General features: G+C 67.3%; 14 protein-coding genes and 1 pseudogene. 7 read left to right on the forward strand and 8 right to left on the reverse strand.

The features are described from left to right. From LE190_RS20790 to LE190_RS20810, 5 genes and pseudogenes are all read right to left on the reverse strand, one after another. Positions 1-136: pseudogene (locus tag LE190_RS20790) on the reverse strand (electron transfer flavoprotein subunit beta/FixA family protein); the annotation flags it as partial. 238 nt (positions 137-374) lie between these two features. Further along, a complete protein-coding gene (locus LE190_RS20795) occupies positions 375-602 on the reverse strand; it encodes a sulfurtransferase TusA family protein (protein WP_224946480.1) in 228 nt (75 codons plus the stop codon). A 390-nt stretch (positions 603-992) separates the two neighbouring features. Then, positions 993-3,602 (reverse strand): alanine--tRNA ligase, encoded by a 2,610-nt coding sequence (gene alaS, locus LE190_RS20800; protein WP_225240499.1) that lies wholly within the window; start codon positions 3,600-3,602, stop codon positions 993-995. 50 nt (positions 3,603-3,652) lie between these two features. Then, entirely contained in the window at positions 3,653-4,417 is a 765-nt protein-coding gene (ugpQ, locus tag LE190_RS20805; protein WP_225240500.1) for a glycerophosphodiester phosphodiesterase, read from the reverse strand. Between the two features lie 20 nt (positions 4,418-4,437). After that, a complete protein-coding gene (locus LE190_RS20810; protein ID WP_225240501.1) occupies positions 4,438-4,788 on the reverse strand; it encodes a DUF1294 domain-containing protein in 351 nt (116 codons plus the stop codon). A gap of 195 nt (positions 4,789-4,983) precedes the next feature. Here LE190_RS20810 and LE190_RS20815 point away from each other — a divergent pair, with 195 nt between their 5' ends. From LE190_RS20815 to LE190_RS20830, 4 genes are all read left to right on the forward strand, one after another. Continuing rightward, positions 4,984-5,499, forward strand: a complete 516-nt coding sequence (locus LE190_RS20815; RefSeq protein ID WP_225240502.1) for an ester cyclase — start codon at positions 4,984-4,986, stop codon at positions 5,497-5,499. An 84-nt stretch (positions 5,500-5,583) separates the two neighbouring features. Further along, complete coding sequence (locus tag LE190_RS20820; RefSeq protein WP_225240503.1) at positions 5,584-6,708, forward strand: sensor histidine kinase; 1,125 nt, start codon at positions 5,584-5,586, stop codon at positions 6,706-6,708. After that, the gene (locus LE190_RS20825; protein ID WP_225240504.1) at positions 6,690-7,469 is read left to right on the forward strand and encodes a LytR/AlgR family response regulator transcription factor; all 780 of its coding nucleotides are present in this window, start codon (positions 6,690-6,692) and stop codon (positions 7,467-7,469) included. The genes LE190_RS20820 and LE190_RS20825 overlap by 19 nt, the downstream gene beginning before the upstream one ends. A gap of 628 nt (positions 7,470-8,097) precedes the next feature. Continuing rightward, the gene (locus LE190_RS20830) at positions 8,098-8,532 is read left to right on the forward strand and encodes a DUF3597 domain-containing protein (RefSeq protein ID WP_225240551.1); all 435 of its coding nucleotides are present in this window, start codon (positions 8,098-8,100) and stop codon (positions 8,530-8,532) included. Between the two features lie 213 nt (positions 8,533-8,745). On the opposite strand, the gene LE190_RS20835 is transcribed toward LE190_RS20830, so the two are convergent. Continuing rightward, positions 8,746-9,795: a zinc ribbon domain-containing protein gene (locus tag LE190_RS20835; RefSeq protein ID WP_225240505.1), complete on the reverse strand. Its 1,050-nt coding sequence runs from the start codon at positions 9,793-9,795 to the stop codon at positions 8,746-8,748. Positions 9,796-9,924: 129 nt separating this feature from the next. Next, on the reverse strand, positions 9,925-10,965 hold the full coding sequence (gene trpS, locus LE190_RS20840) for a tryptophan--tRNA ligase (protein ID WP_225240506.1): 1,041 nt from the start codon (positions 10,963-10,965) through the stop codon (positions 9,925-9,927). 300 nt (positions 10,966-11,265) lie between these two features. On the opposite strand from trpS, the gene LE190_RS20845 reads away from it, so the two are divergent. Further along, positions 11,266-13,584: a sugar nucleotide-binding protein gene (locus LE190_RS20845; RefSeq protein WP_225240507.1), complete on the forward strand. Its 2,319-nt coding sequence runs from the start codon at positions 11,266-11,268 to the stop codon at positions 13,582-13,584. A gap of 83 nt (positions 13,585-13,667) precedes the next feature. On the opposite strand, the gene LE190_RS20850 is transcribed toward LE190_RS20845, so the two are convergent. Further along, positions 13,668-14,162 (reverse strand): LURP-one-related/scramblase family protein, encoded by a 495-nt coding sequence (locus LE190_RS20850; protein WP_225240508.1) that lies wholly within the window; start codon positions 14,160-14,162, stop codon positions 13,668-13,670. Positions 14,163-14,273: 111 nt separating this feature from the next. On the opposite strand from LE190_RS20850, the gene LE190_RS20855 reads away from it, so the two are divergent. Then, positions 14,274-14,711 (forward strand): hypothetical protein, encoded by a 438-nt coding sequence (locus LE190_RS20855; protein WP_225240509.1) that lies wholly within the window; start codon positions 14,274-14,276, stop codon positions 14,709-14,711. A 175-nt stretch (positions 14,712-14,886) separates the two neighbouring features. Then, the gene (locus tag LE190_RS20860; RefSeq protein WP_225240510.1) at positions 14,887-15,471 is read left to right on the forward strand and encodes a tetratricopeptide repeat protein; all 585 of its coding nucleotides are present in this window, start codon (positions 14,887-14,889) and stop codon (positions 15,469-15,471) included. The last annotated feature ends 61 nt before the right edge of the window (positions 15,472-15,532 follow it).

The raw sequence follows: 15,532 nt of genomic DNA on the forward strand, positions 1-15,532 counted from the left end.
CTTCTTCCAGCGCGATCTCGTCGAACGGGTTCATCGACATTTTGACATTGGCGATATCCACGCCGCTGCCGTCGGATTTGACGCGGACCTTGACGTTGTAGTCGACCACGCGTTTGACGGGTACCAGGACTTTCATAGGGTGCCTTTAGAAAATGGAATGGAATGACAGACGAAAATGGTCTCGATTATAAGAGAAATTCGGCTTCAGGTCGAAATTAAAGCACGATCGTGCGTTTTTTAGTTAGAGCATTCCACCTAAACTGCGTTCAAGAGCGGCGGGAATCGGATATGGAAGGGCTGTGCGGCTCGCCCTTCCTTGCCGCCGCAAGCTGGCAGGCCAGCTGGACATGCCTTGCTCGCGGCGCGTCGGCGGCTTACTTGCGACGCATGAAGAAGGTGAATTCGCCGTGCTCGACGGTGTGCGCCAGCAGGGCATTGCCGGTCTGCTTGGCAAATGCCTGGAAGTCGCGCACGGAACCGGTGTCGGTTGCCACGATGCGCAGCACCTGCCCGCTTTCCATCTCGGCCAGTGCCTTCTTGGCCTTCAGGATCGGCAGCGGACAGTTCAGTCCGCGCGCATCCAGGTCTCGCTGGAATTCCATGGTATCAATGTCGATAGTGGTGTCGCTCATCGCATGCCTGCAAAGTAAAGAAGGTGCTCGGGAATCGAATACTACTCCTTTTACGGCAGTATGACGCAGCGCACCAAAATAGTCATACATTGTTGCACGACTGCAACCGATTGTGAACTGATCCATGCCTGTGCACCAGCATGCGTCACATTGGCAACCGGGTAGCACCACCCTGGTGCGACACCTGGTAAATGCGCCCGACAAGCGGATTTGCAAGCTGCCCGCACAGGCATGCGCCTACACATGCAAGCAATGCAAGACGCGCAGCCGAATATGCATGAATACACCGGTCTTACTGATGCGCCAACGCAAACGCCGCCCGAAGGCGGCGTCATTTTTCTACCGGATGGTCAACAACGCTTACGCGCGCTCGCCCACCCAGGCGGCTACGCCCGCCAGCGCCTGCGGCAGGCCTGCCGGATCGGTACCACCCGCCTGGGCCATGTCCGGACGGCCGCCGCCCTTGCCGCCCACCTGCTGGGCGACGAAGTTCACCAGTTCGCCGGCTTTCACTTTACCGGTGGCGTCCTTGGTGACGCCGGCGATCAGGCTGACCTTGCCGTCTGCCACGCTGGCCAGCACGATCGCGGCGGTCTGCAGCTTGTCCTTCAGCTTGTCCATGGTTTCGCGCAGCGCGGTCACGTCGGCGCCCTCCATGGTCGCGGCCAGCACCTTGATGCCGTTCACGTCCACCGCCTTGGTCACCAGCTCGTCGCCCTGGCCCGCGGCCAGCTTCGACTTGAGCGCGGCCACTTCCTTCTCCAGCATTTTCACCTGGTCCTGCACCTGGGAGATGCGGGTCGGCAGCTCGTCAGGGCTGGTCTTCAAGGCGCCGGCGGCTTCCTGCAGCTTGCGGTTGATCGACTGCACCAGCGCCAGCGCGCCCTCGCCTGTTACGGCTTCGACGCGGCGGATGCCGGCAGCGACACCGCCTTCCGAGACGATCTTGAACAGGCCGATGTCGCCGGTACGGGTGACGTGCACGCCGCCGCACAGCTCTTTCGAGGAGCCGATGTCCAGCACGCGCACGCTGTCGCCGTACTTCTCGCCGAACAGCGCCATGGCGCCGTGCTTGACGGCGTCGTCGAAACTCATGTGCTGGGCCTGGGTGGCGTGGTTCTCGAGGATCTCGCGGTTGACGATCATCTCGACCTTGGCGATTTCATCAAGGGTGAGCGGCGCGCCGTGGCTGAAGTCGAAGCGGGTCTTGTCCGGATCGACCAGCGAGCCTTTCTGCTGCACGTGGCTGCCCAGCACTTCGCGCAGGGCCTTGTGCATCAGGTGGGTCGCCGAGTGGTTGCGGATGGTACGCGCGCGCTTGACGGTGTCGACCTGCGCATCCACGGTGTCGCCCACTTTCAGCGAACCTGCGCGCAGGACGCCGTGGTGGCCGAAGACCTCGGCCTGGATCTTCAGGGTGTCTTCGACGTCGAACACATTGGCGCCCATACGGATTTCACCCTGGTCGCCGACCTGGCCGCCCGACTCGGCGTAGAACGGGGTGGTGTCGAGCACCACGATGCCTTCCTGGCCGGCCTTCAGTTCCTGCACCGAGACGCCGTCGGCGTACAGGGCCAGCACGTGGGTGTTGTGGGCCAGCGATTCATAGCCGACGAACTTGGTCTTCTCGCCCGCATACTCGACCTTGGCGGCCATCTTGAACTTGCCGGCGGCGCGCGCCGTCTTCTTCTGCTGCTCCATGGCGGCGGCAAACCCCGCTTCGTCCAGGGTCACGCCGCGCTCGCGGCAGATGTCGGCGGTGAGGTCGAGCGGGAAGCCGTAGGTGTCGTACAGGGTGAAGGCGGTGGCGCCGTCCAGATTGTTCGCATCCTTGGCCAGCTGCGCTTCCAGGATCTTCATGCCGTTTTCCAGCGTTTCGCCGAAACGCTCTTCCTCGGCCTTCAGGACCTGGGCCACGCGCGCTGATGCTTCGCGCAGTTCCGGATAGGCCTCGCCCATCTCGATGTCGAGGTCCGCCACCAGCTTGTGGAAGAAGGGCTTGGTCTGGCCCAGCTTGTGGCCGTGGCGCAGCGCGCGGCGGATGATGCGGCGCAGGACGTAGCCGTGGCCTTCGCTGCTCGGGATGATGCCGTCGACGATCATGAAGGACGCCGCGCGGATGTGGTCGGCGATCACCTTCAGCGAGTTGTTTTCCAGGTCGAGCGCGCCGGTTTCGCGCGCGGCGGCCTTGATCAGTGCCTGGAACAGGTCGATCTCGTAGTTGCTGTGCACGTGCTGCAGCACGGCGGCCAGGCGCTCCATGCCCATGCCGGTGTCGATCGACGGCTTCGGCAGCGGGGTCAGGACACCCGCTTCGTCGCGGTTGAACTGCATGAACACCAGGTTCCAGATCTCGATGAAGCGGTCGCCGTCTTCCTCGGGCGAGCCCGGAGGGCCGCCCCAGATGTCGGCGCCGTGGTCGTAGAACACCTCGGTGCACGGGCCGCAGGGGCCGGTGTCGGCCATCTGCCAGAAGTTGTCGGATGCGTAGCGCGCGCCCTTGTTGTCGCCGATGCGGATGATGCGCTCTTTCGGCACGCCGATCTCGTTGGCCCAGATGTCGTAGGCCTCGTCGTCCTCGAAGTAGACGGTGACGGTCAGCTTTTCGGCGGGCAGCAGGTAGACGCGGGTCAAGAGCTCCCAGCAGTAGTTGATCGCATCGCGCTTGAAGTAGTCGCCGAAGCTGAAGTTACCCAGCATTTCGAAGAAGGTATGGTGGCGCGCGGTGTAGCCGACGTTTTCCAGGTCGTTGTGCTTGCCGCCGGCGCGCACGCAGCGCTGCACGGTGGTGGCGCGCGAGTACGGGCGCGTATCCAGGCCCAGGAACACATCCTTGAACTGCACCATTCCGCTGTTCGTCAGCAGCATGGTCGGGTCGTTGCCCGGCACCAGCGGGCTGGAACGGACGATGGTGTGGCCTTTGGACTCGAAGAACTTGAGGAACTTGTCGCGGATTTCGGAGGATTTCATGTCGTGAGGGCGGAATGAGGGAGCATGCGCTATAAAAAAACGATTATAGCCTAGCTGGAGACGGGCCAGTCGGCCGGGCCGATCAGGTCGATGCGGTCGGTGCAGAAGGCGTCGACGCCCCAGGACAGCAGTTCGCGCGCCCGCGCCGGCGTGTTCACCGTGTAGCAGAACAGGCCGAAGCCCGCCGCGCGCACGGCCGCGGCCAGCGCCGGTTCCAGGAAGCGGTGGTCGAGGTGGAGCGCGGCCGCGCCCACCGCGCGCGCCTGCGCTTCCCAGTCGGGCGGCGCCTGGCGCATCAGGCAGGCGCGCGGCAGCCCGGGTGCGGCAAGCCGCGCGGCCTGCAGCGCCGTCAGGCTGAACGAGGACAGCAGCGGGGCACGCGCCAGGTCGCCTGTCGCGAGCGCGTCGGCGAACATGGCCTGCGCCAGGCGCGCCACCGTCGTCCCGGTCTCGCGCTCGAAGCCGGGCGCCGGCTTGATCTCGATGTTCATCCAGATCCCGTACGACCGGCACAGGGCGGCGAATTCGGTGAACAGGGGCACGCCTTCGTCTCGGTAGGCGGCGCCGAACCAGCTACCGGCATCCATGCGCGCCAGTTCACGCGCGTCGTAGTCGAACACGTGGCCGGTGCCGTTCACGGTGCGGCCCAGGCAGGGATCGTGCAGCACCACCGGCACCCCGTCGCGCGCCAGCATGACGTCGAATTCCACCGCGCGAAATCCGAACTCCAGTCCGCGCCGCAGCCCCGCATAGGTGTTCTCGGGCGCCAGGGTACCGCCGCCGCGGTGGGCCAGGATCCGGGGATAGCGCCACATGCCCTGCCCGCCCGCCTGATTCAGTAGGCGCCCGGCTGGCCGAGCTGGCGCGCCAGGTACAGGAACAGGCCGAGGTTCAGCGCCACGCTCAGCTGGAACTTGCGCTGGAACGCGGCCTTCGCCGTCTTGTGGCGCAGCCACTGCTGGGCCAGCACGGCGCCCGGCCAGCCGCCGGCCAGGCCAAGCAGCAGCAGGGTCGATTCCGGCGTGCGCCAATTACCCTGCCGCGCGGCCGACTTGTCGATCGCATACGCCGCGAAGCAGCTCAGGCTCATGGCCAGGTACAGCCCCCCGACCGGCAGCGGCAGCGCCCACGCAAACGTGGCGAAGGCATACAGGACGGCGAACAGGAGGAGCGGCAGATAAGGCATGCGGCGAGCTTAACCCGGCCGGCGCGCGCCTGTCCACTGCGGCCGGCGCCGTTCGCGCGCCCGCGCCGTCCCTGCTTTCGCGCCGCCCGTCACCGCTTTCGCGCCATCCGTCACGCATCCGGCAGGCAGGGGCCGCGGCGGGCGCAGGATGGCGTCCCGGGCGCATCCGCCCTCACCTTCACATGGAGACATCCCATGCACCGAACCGTCCTGCGCAGCCTGCGCGCCGTCCTCCTCGCCACCGCCTTCCTCGGCAGCGCCAGCGCCATGGCCGCTCCCCAGGAGGAACTGAACAAGTCGCTGGCCCGCCGCGTCTATGAAGAAGGCCTGAACCAGGGAATCTTCACCGTGCCATATACCGAGGATTTCGTCGGCCACGCCGGCAGCGGCACCTTTACCCGCGAAGCCGGCATGCGCGAAGCCAGGGGCTGGCGCCAGGCCTTCCCCGACCTCAGGATGCACGTCGACCTGATCCTGGCCGAGAACGACCTGGTGGCGGTGCGCTGGACCGCCACCGGCACCAATACCGGCACCGGCAACGGCCTGCCGGCCACCGGCAAGCCGGTCAAGGTCACCGGCCAGGCCACGTTCCGTTTCGTGGACGGCAGGATTGCCGAGGAATGGGCCACGGGCGACACGATCGGCATCATGCGCCAGCTCGGCCTGCTGTCGACGACGGCGGCGCCGCCGCTGAAGGCGGCCCACCAATGAGGAAAGTCCAGGCTGGAAGCGGCGGCCGGTGAGCGCAGCCGGTGTAAGATGCGCTGGCCTATCGTCTTCCTTCACGGTGCCGCAGTGTCCACAGTGTCCGTCGCCTCCACCGCGCCGCTCCGGCGCTTCGCCGGCTACCGCCGCCCCCTCCTCCTGACGTTGGGCGGCTGGGCCCTGTGCGCGCTGGTGTTCGCCGCCCAGTCCCACGTCGCCGCCGCGGTGCGCGGGCAGCCACTGCCCTGGGGCGGCACCCTGGCGGCGTGGTCGGTGTGGTCGGGCGCCTGGGCGCTGCTGACGCCGGCCATGCTGTGGCTGGCCAGGCGCCTGCCCGTCACCCGCCGGGACGTCTGGCGCGCGCTGGCGCTGCACTCGGCCGCCAGCGCCGGCTCGGTGCTGCTGCACCTGGCGCTGTACGCGGCCGCCGCGCCGCTAGTGGGCGCGCCCGGTTTCACGGGCGACTGGAGCGCCACCTATGCGCGCCTGATCGGCTCGGCCTTCCTGCCCAGCCTGGCCGTGTACTGGGTGCTGCTGGGCGCGGTGCAGTTCCTGCGCCTTCAGCAGGCGGTGCATGAGCGCGAACGCCGCCAGCTCGGGCTGGAAGCCCAGCTGGCCGAGGCGCGCCTGCTGGCGCTGCGCTCGCAGCTGCAGCCGCACTTCCTGTTCAACACCCTGAACTCGATCGCCGTGCTCACCGGCGACGACCCGGCCGCCGCGCGCCACATGCTGCAGCTGCTGTGCGCCCTGCTGCGCAAGGTGCTGGACAAGGACGCCAGCGCCGAGGTCACGCTGCGCGAGGAATGCGATTTCATCAGCAACTTCCTGGAGATCGAGCAGATCCGCTTCGCCGACCGCCTCAGCTACCGGATCGACATTCCGCCGCAACTGCTGGGGGCGCGCGTGCCCAGCCTGGTGCTGCAGCCGCTGGTGGAAAACGCCCTGTGCCACGGCCTGGCGCCGCGCGCCCGGCCCGGCCGCATCGTGGTCAGCGCCCGCGCCGAAGACGGCATGCTGCAGCTGGCGGTGAGCGACGACGGCGCCGGCCTGGCCCGCCACATGCGATGGGGCATCGGCCTGTCGAACACGCGCGCCCGCCTGCAGCACATGTTCGGCGAGCGCCAGCACTTCGCCATCGGCGCCCGGCCCGGCGGCGGCGCCGTGGCCACGCTCGCGATTCCGCTGCGGGAGGGTGCATGCGCATCCGCACCCTGATCGTCGACGACGAAGCGCTGGCGCGGCGCGGCATCCGCCAGCTGCTCGAAGGCGACGCCGGCATCGAGGTGGTGGGCGAATGCGCCGACGGCGCCTCCGCCATCGAGGCCATCGCCGCGTTGCAGCCGGACCTGGTCTTCCTTGACATCGCCATGCCCGAGGCCGACGGCTTCGACGTGATCGCGGCGGTCGGCGGCGACTGCATGCCGGCCACCATCTTCGTCACGGCATACGACCAGTATGCGGTGCGCGCCTTCGAGGTCCAGGCGCTCGACTACCTGCTCAAGCCGGTGGAGCCTGCGCGCCTGCGCGACGCGCTGGCGCGCGCCAGGAGCCGGCTGGCCGGGCCGGACAGGACGGACACGACGAACGATCTGGCGGCGCGCGTCGCAGCGGTGCTGGGCGAACTGGGCGCCGGCCCGGCGCGGCGCTACCTGCGCCGCCTGCCGATCCGCAAGGCCGGCCGCGTGCTGCTGCTCGACGTGGACGAGGTCACCCATTTCGAGGCCACCGGCAACTACATCGAAGTGCACACCCGCGAACGCATGCACCTGCTGCGCGAGACCCTGTCCGGCCTGGAGACGCGGCTCGATCCTGAGGCTTTCCTGCGGGTATCGCGCTCCTGCATCGTCAACACGCGCGACATCCGCGAATTGCAGCCGCAGCCCAGCGGCGACTTCGTGCTGCTGCTGGACGGCGACAGCGAGGTGCTGGGCAGCCGGCGCTACCGGGCCGGGATCGACGGGCTGTTGCGCGGCTGAGCCGGGCCGCTTTTGACGGCAAGGGTTGAATAGCGAACAGAAGACAGGCGCGCAAAGCGCCTACGCTCGTCATTCAACCGTATGCAGCCAGGAGAATGAGATGGCATTTGATTTGGGAAATTTGTTGTCGCAATACCTGGGCGGAGGCAACCAGGACCGGGCCGCGGAAGACTTCGACCGCGTGGCCCGGAGCGCTCCGCGCGAAACGCTCGCCGAGGGCGTGGCCAGCGCGCTGCGTTCCAACCAGACACCGCCCTTCCCGCAGGTGGTCAGCCAGCTGTTCGGGCAGAGCGATGCGAACGGCCGCGCGGGCATGCTGAACCAGCTGCTGGGCTCGCTAAACCCGGCCGTCCTGTCCTCGGTGGCGGGCGGCATGTTCGGCAACATGTTCGGCGGCGGCAAGCAGCTCAGCCCGGAACAGGCGTCCCAGGTCTCGCCCGAGCAGGTGCGCGAGCTGGCCGAGAAGGCCGAGCAGCAGAATCCCGGCATCGTCGACCGCATGAGCGCCTTCTATGCGGAGCACCCGACCCTGGTCAAGGCCATCGGCGGCGCCGCGCTGGCACTGGCGCTGGGCCACGTGGCGCAGCGCATGCGTCCTCCATCCACCAACAGCAATGAAGGAGATAACATGGGTATCCTGAGCAATATCTTCGGCAAGATCTTCCCGAAAGCGCATGCCGCCAACAAGGGACCGGCGGCCCAGCCCCAGGCACAGGCGCCGGCGCCATCGGCACCATCGGCACCGCAGGCCCAGCCGCAGGCAGCGCCCCAGGCCGCCCCGCAGGCCGCGCCTGCCGCAATGGAACAGGTGGACGTCGAGGCCATCCTGACCCAGATGCAGGCCTCCTCGGGCCAGCAGCTGAACTGGCGCACGTCGATCGTCGACCTGATGAAGCTGCTCGGCCTGGACAGCAGCCTGCAGGCGCGCAAGGAACTGGCCGCCGAGCTGCACTACACGGGTGACACCAGCGACTCGGCCAAGATGAACATCTGGCTGCACCGCCAGGTGATGAACAAGCTGGCGGCCAACGGCGGCAAGGTGCCGGCCGACCTGCGCGACTAGGTAGTCCCCGCCACGGGCCGTCCGCCGTAGGGTGGGCGGCTGTACCCGGCAAGTAAAACGGCTGCCGTCCCGTGCGCCGCCCACGCGGTGATCAATCGCAGCAAGATCATCCGGCGCGGGAACGGAGCCGTCAACGACCACCGCGTGGGCGGCGCGCATGCCGCGGATGGTCCACGTTCCACGGTGGAGCCGCCCACCCTACGATTTCCTCCGTCAATCCGCCAGCGCCGTATTCGCCGCCGTCCCGCACGAGAAGCAGAAGCGGGCGAAAGCGTTCTTGCGGCTGTTGCAGCAGCCGCAGCGGTCGAACAGGCCGATGCCGCAGTGGGGGCAGAAGTCGAGGCTGGCGTCCTTCAGGTCGAGCGGACGCTCGCAGCCCGGGCACACGCCCTTGCCCAGCCGGGCCTGTACCGTGTCGTAGCGCAGGGTCTGGCGGCGCTGCGCGTCCGGCAGTGCCTCGGCTTCCTTCTGGCGCGCCAGGTAGCGCTGCAGCGACTGGATCGCATAGCGTCCCGCCAGCACCGTGACGGCGATGCCGACCAGGTTGCGTACATAGCCGCCATAGCTGGGCAGGTAGGGCATCAGCTCGAAGAAGAAGGCGAACAGGGCGAAGAAAATGAAACCCCAGGCGAACGGCCAGTAGGTGCTCTTGCGCTTGCGTGCGAACAGCCAGCCGGCCACCGCCAGCAAGGGCAGGGTCAGGGCCAGGCGGTACAGGAAGACGCGCAGCTCCAGCGCACGCTGGGCCTCGAGGACGGCGGCGCGCGCGGGCGCTTCCAGCGCTTCCCAGCGCGCGTCGGCCTTGCGCTGGGCCTGGTCGGCGTCGAGCAGGATCTGCTGCTGGGCCTGCACCGCGGCGAGCGCCGCGCGTTCCTGCGCTTCGAGCGCATCGAGCGCGCGGGTGCGCCCGATCAATTCGGGGTCCTGGTCGGGGCGCGCGGTGGCGCGCCTCGTGGCGAGCCAGTTGTCCAGGGTCTCGCGCGCGGTGCGGGTATTCGCCTGTGCCACCTCGTGCTTGTGGCTGGCCTGCTCGAATGCCAGGCCAGCGGCGGCATGCCTTTCCTTGGCCTCGGCCTGCTCGCTGCGCAGGCGCGCCACCTGGGCCGGGTCCATGAACTGCTCGAGCGTGAGTTCCGGCTCGACGTCGCCCAGGTTGCCGATGACGGCGCTGCCCAGGCCGACCAGGAACGCCGCGAACGCGAACGCGACCAGCCACAAGGCCCGCTGGAGCCATTTTTCGGTGAAGCGCAAGCCCTTGCCCATGTTGTCCTCCGGTGTCGATGGAAGAGTCAGCTTGCCACGAAAGGAAATTGCATTCCAGCAGCGCGCACAAGGACACGCGCCCTGCGCCACCGGGTAGCGGCGCACGCTACCCGGCGCGGGCCCGGCCCGTCAGAAGTAGGACAGCCCCAGCGCCTTCTTCACTTCGTCGGTGGTCTGGGCCGCCACTTCGCGCGCCTTCATGGTGCCCTCCTTCAGGATCTGCAGCACCTGGCCGCGGTCCTTGGCGAACTCCTCGCGGCGCGCGCGGATCGGCGCCAGCAGCTCCTGCAGGATGCCTTCCAGGCGCTTCTTGACCACGCTGTCGCCCAGGCCGCCACGCACGTAGTGGGCCTTCATCTCGGCCAGGCCGTCCTTGTCCTGGTCGAAGGCGTCGAGGTAGATGAAGGCCACGTTGCCTTCCAGGTGGCCGGGGTCGGACACCTTCAGGTGCAGCGGGTCGGTGTAGACCTGCTTGACGGCGGCGCGGATCTCGTCGGCGCTGGCGCCCAGGTTGATGGTGTTGCCGAGCGACTTGCTCATCTTGGCACGGCCGTCGATGCCGGGCAGGCGGCCCACTTCCGGCACGATCGCCTTGCACTCGAGCAGGATGTCGCGGTCGGGGCTATAGGTGCGGTTGAAGCGGCGCACGATCTCGTTGCACTGCTCGATCATCGGGATCTGGTCTTCGCCTACCGGCACCACGGTGGCCTTGAAGGCGGTGATGTCGGCGGCCTGGCTGGCCGGGTAGGTCAGGAAGCCGGCCGGGATGTCGCGCTCGAAGCCGCGCAGGATGATCTCCTGCTTCACGGTCGGGTTGCGCTCGAGGCGCGCCACCGTCACCAGGTTCAGGTAATAGAAGGTGAGCTCGGTCAGTTCCGGGATCTGCGACTGGATCAGGATGGTCGTGCGGGCCGGATCGATGCCGCAGGCGAGGTAATCGAGCGCCACTTCGACCACGTTTCGGTGTACCTTCCCGATGTCATCCATGTTGTCGGTCAGCGCCTGGGCATCGGCCAGCATGACGAACTGGCGGTAGCTGTCCTGGTAGGCGACGCGGTTGCGCAGGCTGCCCACGAAGTGGCCGAGGTGCAGCGGACCGGTCGGACGGTCTCCGGTGAGGATGACCGGCATGGAGGGAGAAGTCGGCGTTGCAGGGGTGGGGGAGCTCATCGGGTTTCCTTGTCTGTGCCCCGATCCTCCTGCGCTGGATATGAAAACGCCACCTGGATCGAGGCGGCGTTAATCGAAATGCAAATCATTCCTGGGGCCGCGCGTCAGGAGCGGCGCCACCAGGTCAGCAAAAATTGATGTGCTTTCGGAAAATTCATGGACTGCATGGTTGCAGGTTGGCGCGCCGCTGTCAACCGCTTCCCGTCCCATGGCCCGCTGGCCAGCCCCCCTTTCGACACTTTTACGCCTGGGAGGCTGCGTTGCGGGGATTTTGTTGTTATAAAACTAATATGGTGAGTGATGAATCCAGAAAAGAGCACGAACAGCCAACGCCCCCCACTGGAACTGTGGGGCGGCCTCGAATGCACGGTCAACCGTGTCCGCGACGAGTATTTCAGCCAGCTGGACCGTAACGGCCACGCCGGACGCGCCTGCGACATCGGGCGTTTCGCCGCCACCGGCATCCGTGCCATCCGCTATCCCGTGCTGTGGGAACGCACCGCCCCCGAGGGCATCGACGCGGCCGACTGGTCCTGGCCCGACGAACGCCTGCACGCCCTGCGCGACGCCGGCATCACCCCGATCGCCGGCCTGGTACACCATGGCAGCGGCCCGCGCCACACCAGCCTGCTCGACCCGGGCTTCGCCGACCAGCTGGCCGCCTACGCCGGCGCGGTGGCCGCGCGCTATCCGTGGATCTCCTACTACACCCCGGTCAACGAACCCTGCACCACCGCCCGCTTCGCCGGCCTGTACGGGGTGTGGTACCCGCACGGCCGCGACGACCGCAGCTTCGTCCAGGCCCTGCTGAACCAGTGCCGCGCGGTGGTGCTGTCCATGCGCGCCATCCGCGCCGTCAACCCGCAGGCGAAGCTGGTCCAGACCGACGACCTCGGCAAGACCTACGGCACCCCGGAACTGGGGCACGTGGCCGAGTTCTACAACGAGCGCCGCTGGCTGGCCTGGGACCTGCTGTGCGGCATGGTCGACGAAGGGCATGCCCTGTGGGACTACCTGCTCAAGACCGGCATCGCGGCCGAAGAATTCCTGTGGTTCCGCGACAACCCCTGCCCGCCCGACATCATCGGTGTCAACTACTACGTGACGTCCGAGCGCTGGCTCGACCACCGTCCCGAGCGCTTCCCGGAACACCACCGCGGTGTCGCCGACGGCATTCCCTGCGCCGACATCGAGGCCTCGCGCGTGCTGGCCACGCCGACCCCAGGCATCGCCCCGCTGCTGTCCGAGATCTGGGATCGCTACGGCATCCCGCTCGCCATCACCGAAGCCCATATCGACGCGAACCGCGAAGACCAGCTGCGCTGGCTGCTCGAGATCTGGCAGGCGGCCCAGCAGTCGCAGCGCAACGGGATCGACGTACGCGCCGTCACCGTGTGGTCGCTGCTCGGCTCCTTCGACTGGAACAGCCTGGTCACCCAGAACCGCGGCTACTACGAGCCGGGCCCGTTCGACGTGCGCTCGCCCACCCCGCGCCCGACCGCGCTGGCACGCATGATGAAGGAACTCTCGCTGGGCGCCCCGCTGTCGCACCCGGTACTGCGCGGCCAGGGCTGGTGGCGCCGTCCGGGGCGCTTCCTGTGCCACCCGCCGGTGGCCACCCCGGCCGCGCTCACCTCGATCGCGGCCGACGGCGCGCGCCTGGTGGGCACGCAGGCGGCGCCGATCCTGATCCTGGGTGCCACCGGCACCCTCGGCCGCGCCTTCGCCCGTGTCTGCCGCCGGCGCAACCTGTCCTACCGGCTGCTGTCGCGCCAGGAGATGGACATCGCCGACGCCGCCTCGGTCGAGCGCGCCCTGGCCCAGTACCAGCCCTGGGCCGTGATCAACACCTGCGGCTACGTGCGCGTGGACGAGGCCGAGGGCGACGCCGCGCGCTGCCTGCGCGAGAACACGGCCGGGCCAGCGATCCTGGCCGCCGCCTGCGCGCGCCACGGCATCCACCTGACCACCTTCTCCAGCGACCTGGTGTTCGACGGCAGGCAGGACCGCCCCTACGTCGAATCCGACCCGGTGGCGCCGCTCAACGTCTACGGGCGCAGCAAGGCCGAGGCCGAGGTGGCGGTGCTGGACGCGAACCCGGACGCGCTGGTGGTGCGCACCAGCGCCTTCTTCGGCCCCTGGGACGCCTACAACTTCGTCACCCTGGCGCTGGGCGCGCTCGAGCGCGGCGAGCCGTTCGCGGCCTCGAACGATCTCACCATCACTGCGACCTACGTGCCCGACCTGGTGCACGCCTGCCTCGACCTGGCGATCGACCGCGAGGCCGGCATCTGGCACCTGTCGAATGGGGGCGAACTCACCTGGGCCGAGCTGGCGCTGAAGGCGGCGGAACGGGCCGGCATCGACGCCAGCCGGCTGGAGGCGCGCGCCATCGACTACCCGGCCGCGCGGCCGCGCTACTGCGCCCTGGGCAGCGAACGCGGCATCCTGCTGCCGCGCCTGGACCAGGCGCTGGACCGCTACCTGGAACTGCGCAACCAGGACGATCCGGAAATCGTGGAACTCCAGCACACCGCCGAGAGCCGCCAGCCGCTGGCCAGCGGCCACCGGCAGCAGGAAGAAACGCCGTTCGATGCGGTGCAGGCGGGGAACTGCTGAGGCCAGTGCCTGAGCTGTTCCCCCGGTCGGACAATGAACGATGCTTGTTCCGCTGGGTGAATAATGTTTCCTGCCGCCAGCGCTCAGCTGGCTGCAGCAGCTGCTTCGCTATTGCGGTCGGCCTTGATTACCAGCATCGCCACGATGCACAGCAGCTCGGCGGACTCCTCCAGAATCTCGACCTGGTGCCGGTCGCGCAGGGACAGCAGCGCATTGCTGGCGCGTGCCAGCGTCCGGCCTGGTGCTTCGATGGCGAAACTGCGGTCCCACAGGCTGCCGCTGATGACGGTGCCGTCGTAGCTCCCTCCCATGACCGTGTAGCGGCGCTTCATCGCCCATGGAGTGCGCTCGAGGACGATGTTCCCGAGTGCGCCGCTGACGTGCCAGGCCGCTGTCCACGTGAACCAGGGACGCTCCAGCACGGCCAGCTCGCTCCCGCCCCGGCGCAGGCGCCAGCGGTTCGCGCCCCAGCGCCATGCGCTGACGGCCTGGTAGGCCAGCTTCCCATCCTCATTGACGATGTCGATCTGTCCCAGCCAGGTCGGTAGCCTGTTCTTGAGTACGAGTATCCTTGCCATATCGTCGTGTCGTTCTTGTGTGTCGTTGGCTGCAATTGCTATGTTGCCACAAAGCAGGGGTCGAGCCGCCAGACCTGTACGGCGAGGCCAAGATCGACAAACGGAGCCCACATGAGTATCGACACTTCCGGTAAATGGTGGAAAGGCAGCTGCCCGCATGATATCGCCGAGTACCTGGCAGCCTTATTTGCCGAATCGTCCCCTATTCACGAATATCGTCCCTGTATCTGCATATGTGGATCGGAAAGCTTCCTGGTTCACTGGATTCCCGACGAAGGCGCCGTGCGCCGAACCTGCGCCCACTGCCGGCAGCAGCAGTTCGTCTGCGATAGCGAGGAGCATTGGACGGGGCGACCAAGGAAATTCCGCTGCGTCGAATGCAAGTCAGACCAGGCCAACCTGGGCGTCTGTTTTTCCCTGGATGAGGACAGGGGCGCCGTGCGCTGGATCTACGTCGGCGTGCGCTGCACGCACTGCGGGTGCCTGGGCAGTATCGCGGACTGGAAAGTCCGATATGGCCCATCGCTTGGCTTGCTGTCCCAGGCATGAATGCGCTTCCCATCTTGAACCCAGGTCCTTGTTGCTAATCCGAAATATTCTTTATACACTGACGTGAATCGCCAGCCTGTCTTGACTCGGCCGGTGACGCCGTTTTCCGAAGTGCGGAAGCAGGATCGACACTCCCGGGGAATCCATCACGCTTTCAGTCTCGGGACCATCCAACATGAATGAACCGCGCTATTCCGACGGCACACTGATCGAAAAGGGCGACGCCGTACTCCGCTCCGGGGTTGTACCTGCACGCATCATTGACGCCTTCGAGGGTGATCCCGCTTCCGTCTGGCTGGAAGATGCGGAACGCCCTGGCAGGACCTTCGCCAATGCCGACCTCTGGGACCTGACGCTGGTCGAGCGCAATACCCTCGATTTCGGCCGCGCCGGCGTTGCTTGGCTCGGCAGGCAGGCCGAGTCAGGCGATGCGCAGGCGCAGGCGGCGCTGGGCTGGTTATATGAAACCGGCGTCGCCGTCGCTGCGGACGATGCGCTTGCGGTGGCCTGGTATGCGCGCGCTGCGCAAGGCGGCGATCCTGCCGGTCAATTCAATTACGCGCTGCGTTGTGAAAAGGGACGCGGCGTTCCCGTCGATCTGCCGCAGGCGGCGCGCTGGTATCTGGCATCGGCGGAGCAAGGGTTCGGTCCGGCCATGATGAACCTGTCCAACATGTACCGGGACGGACGCGGTGTTGGCCAAGACGTCCAACAGGCCATTCGCTGGCTGCGCGCCTTCGAGGCCGCGAACGCGGCCTAGCTTTCCTGCGCCCGCGTCCGCGACCACGCCGCCAGTGCGGGAAGACCCTACACTGCGCGAT

Source organism: Massilia hydrophila, assembly GCF_020208145.1.
GTDB classification, from domain to species: domain Bacteria; phylum Pseudomonadota; class Gammaproteobacteria; order Burkholderiales; family Burkholderiaceae_D; genus Telluria; species Telluria hydrophila.

What these genes read in the sequence shown, in the direction of transcription:
- LE190_RS20850 (WP_225240508.1), bottom strand. Translation starts at nt 14,162, where the DNA reads ATGGCAAGGATACTCGTACTCAAGAACAGGCTACCGACCTGGCTGGGA.
- LE190_RS20845 (WP_225240507.1), top strand. Translation starts at nt 11,266, where the DNA reads ATGAATCCAGAAAAGAGCACGAACAGCCAACGCCCCCCACTGGAACTG.
- alaS (WP_225240499.1), bottom strand. Translation starts at nt 3,602, where the DNA reads ATGAAATCCTCCGAAATCCGCGACAAGTTCCTCAAGTTCTTCGAGTCC.
- ugpQ (WP_225240500.1), bottom strand. Translation starts at nt 4,417, where the DNA reads ATGTGGCGCTATCCCCGGATCCTGGCCCACCGCGGCGGCGGTACCCTG.
- LE190_RS20835 (WP_225240505.1), bottom strand. Translation starts at nt 9,795, where the DNA reads ATGGGCAAGGGCTTGCGCTTCACCGAAAAATGGCTCCAGCGGGCCTTG.
- LE190_RS20860 (WP_225240510.1), top strand. Translation starts at nt 14,887, where the DNA reads ATGAATGAACCGCGCTATTCCGACGGCACACTGATCGAAAAGGGCGAC.
- LE190_RS20855 (WP_225240509.1), top strand. Translation starts at nt 14,274, where the DNA reads ATGAGTATCGACACTTCCGGTAAATGGTGGAAAGGCAGCTGCCCGCAT.
- LE190_RS20825 (WP_225240504.1), top strand. Translation starts at nt 6,690, where the DNA reads ATGCGCATCCGCACCCTGATCGTCGACGACGAAGCGCTGGCGCGGCGC.
- LE190_RS20795 (WP_224946480.1), bottom strand. Translation starts at nt 602, where the DNA reads ATGGAATTCCAGCGAGACCTGGATGCGCGCGGACTGAACTGTCCGCTG.
- LE190_RS20830 (WP_225240551.1), top strand. Translation starts at nt 8,098, where the DNA reads ATGGGTATCCTGAGCAATATCTTCGGCAAGATCTTCCCGAAAGCGCAT.
- LE190_RS20810 (WP_225240501.1), bottom strand. Translation starts at nt 4,788, where the DNA reads ATGCCTTATCTGCCGCTCCTCCTGTTCGCCGTCCTGTATGCCTTCGCC.
- LE190_RS20815 (WP_225240502.1), top strand. Translation starts at nt 4,984, where the DNA reads ATGCACCGAACCGTCCTGCGCAGCCTGCGCGCCGTCCTCCTCGCCACC.
- trpS (WP_225240506.1), bottom strand. Translation starts at nt 10,965, where the DNA reads ATGAGCTCCCCCACCCCTGCAACGCCGACTTCTCCCTCCATGCCGGTC.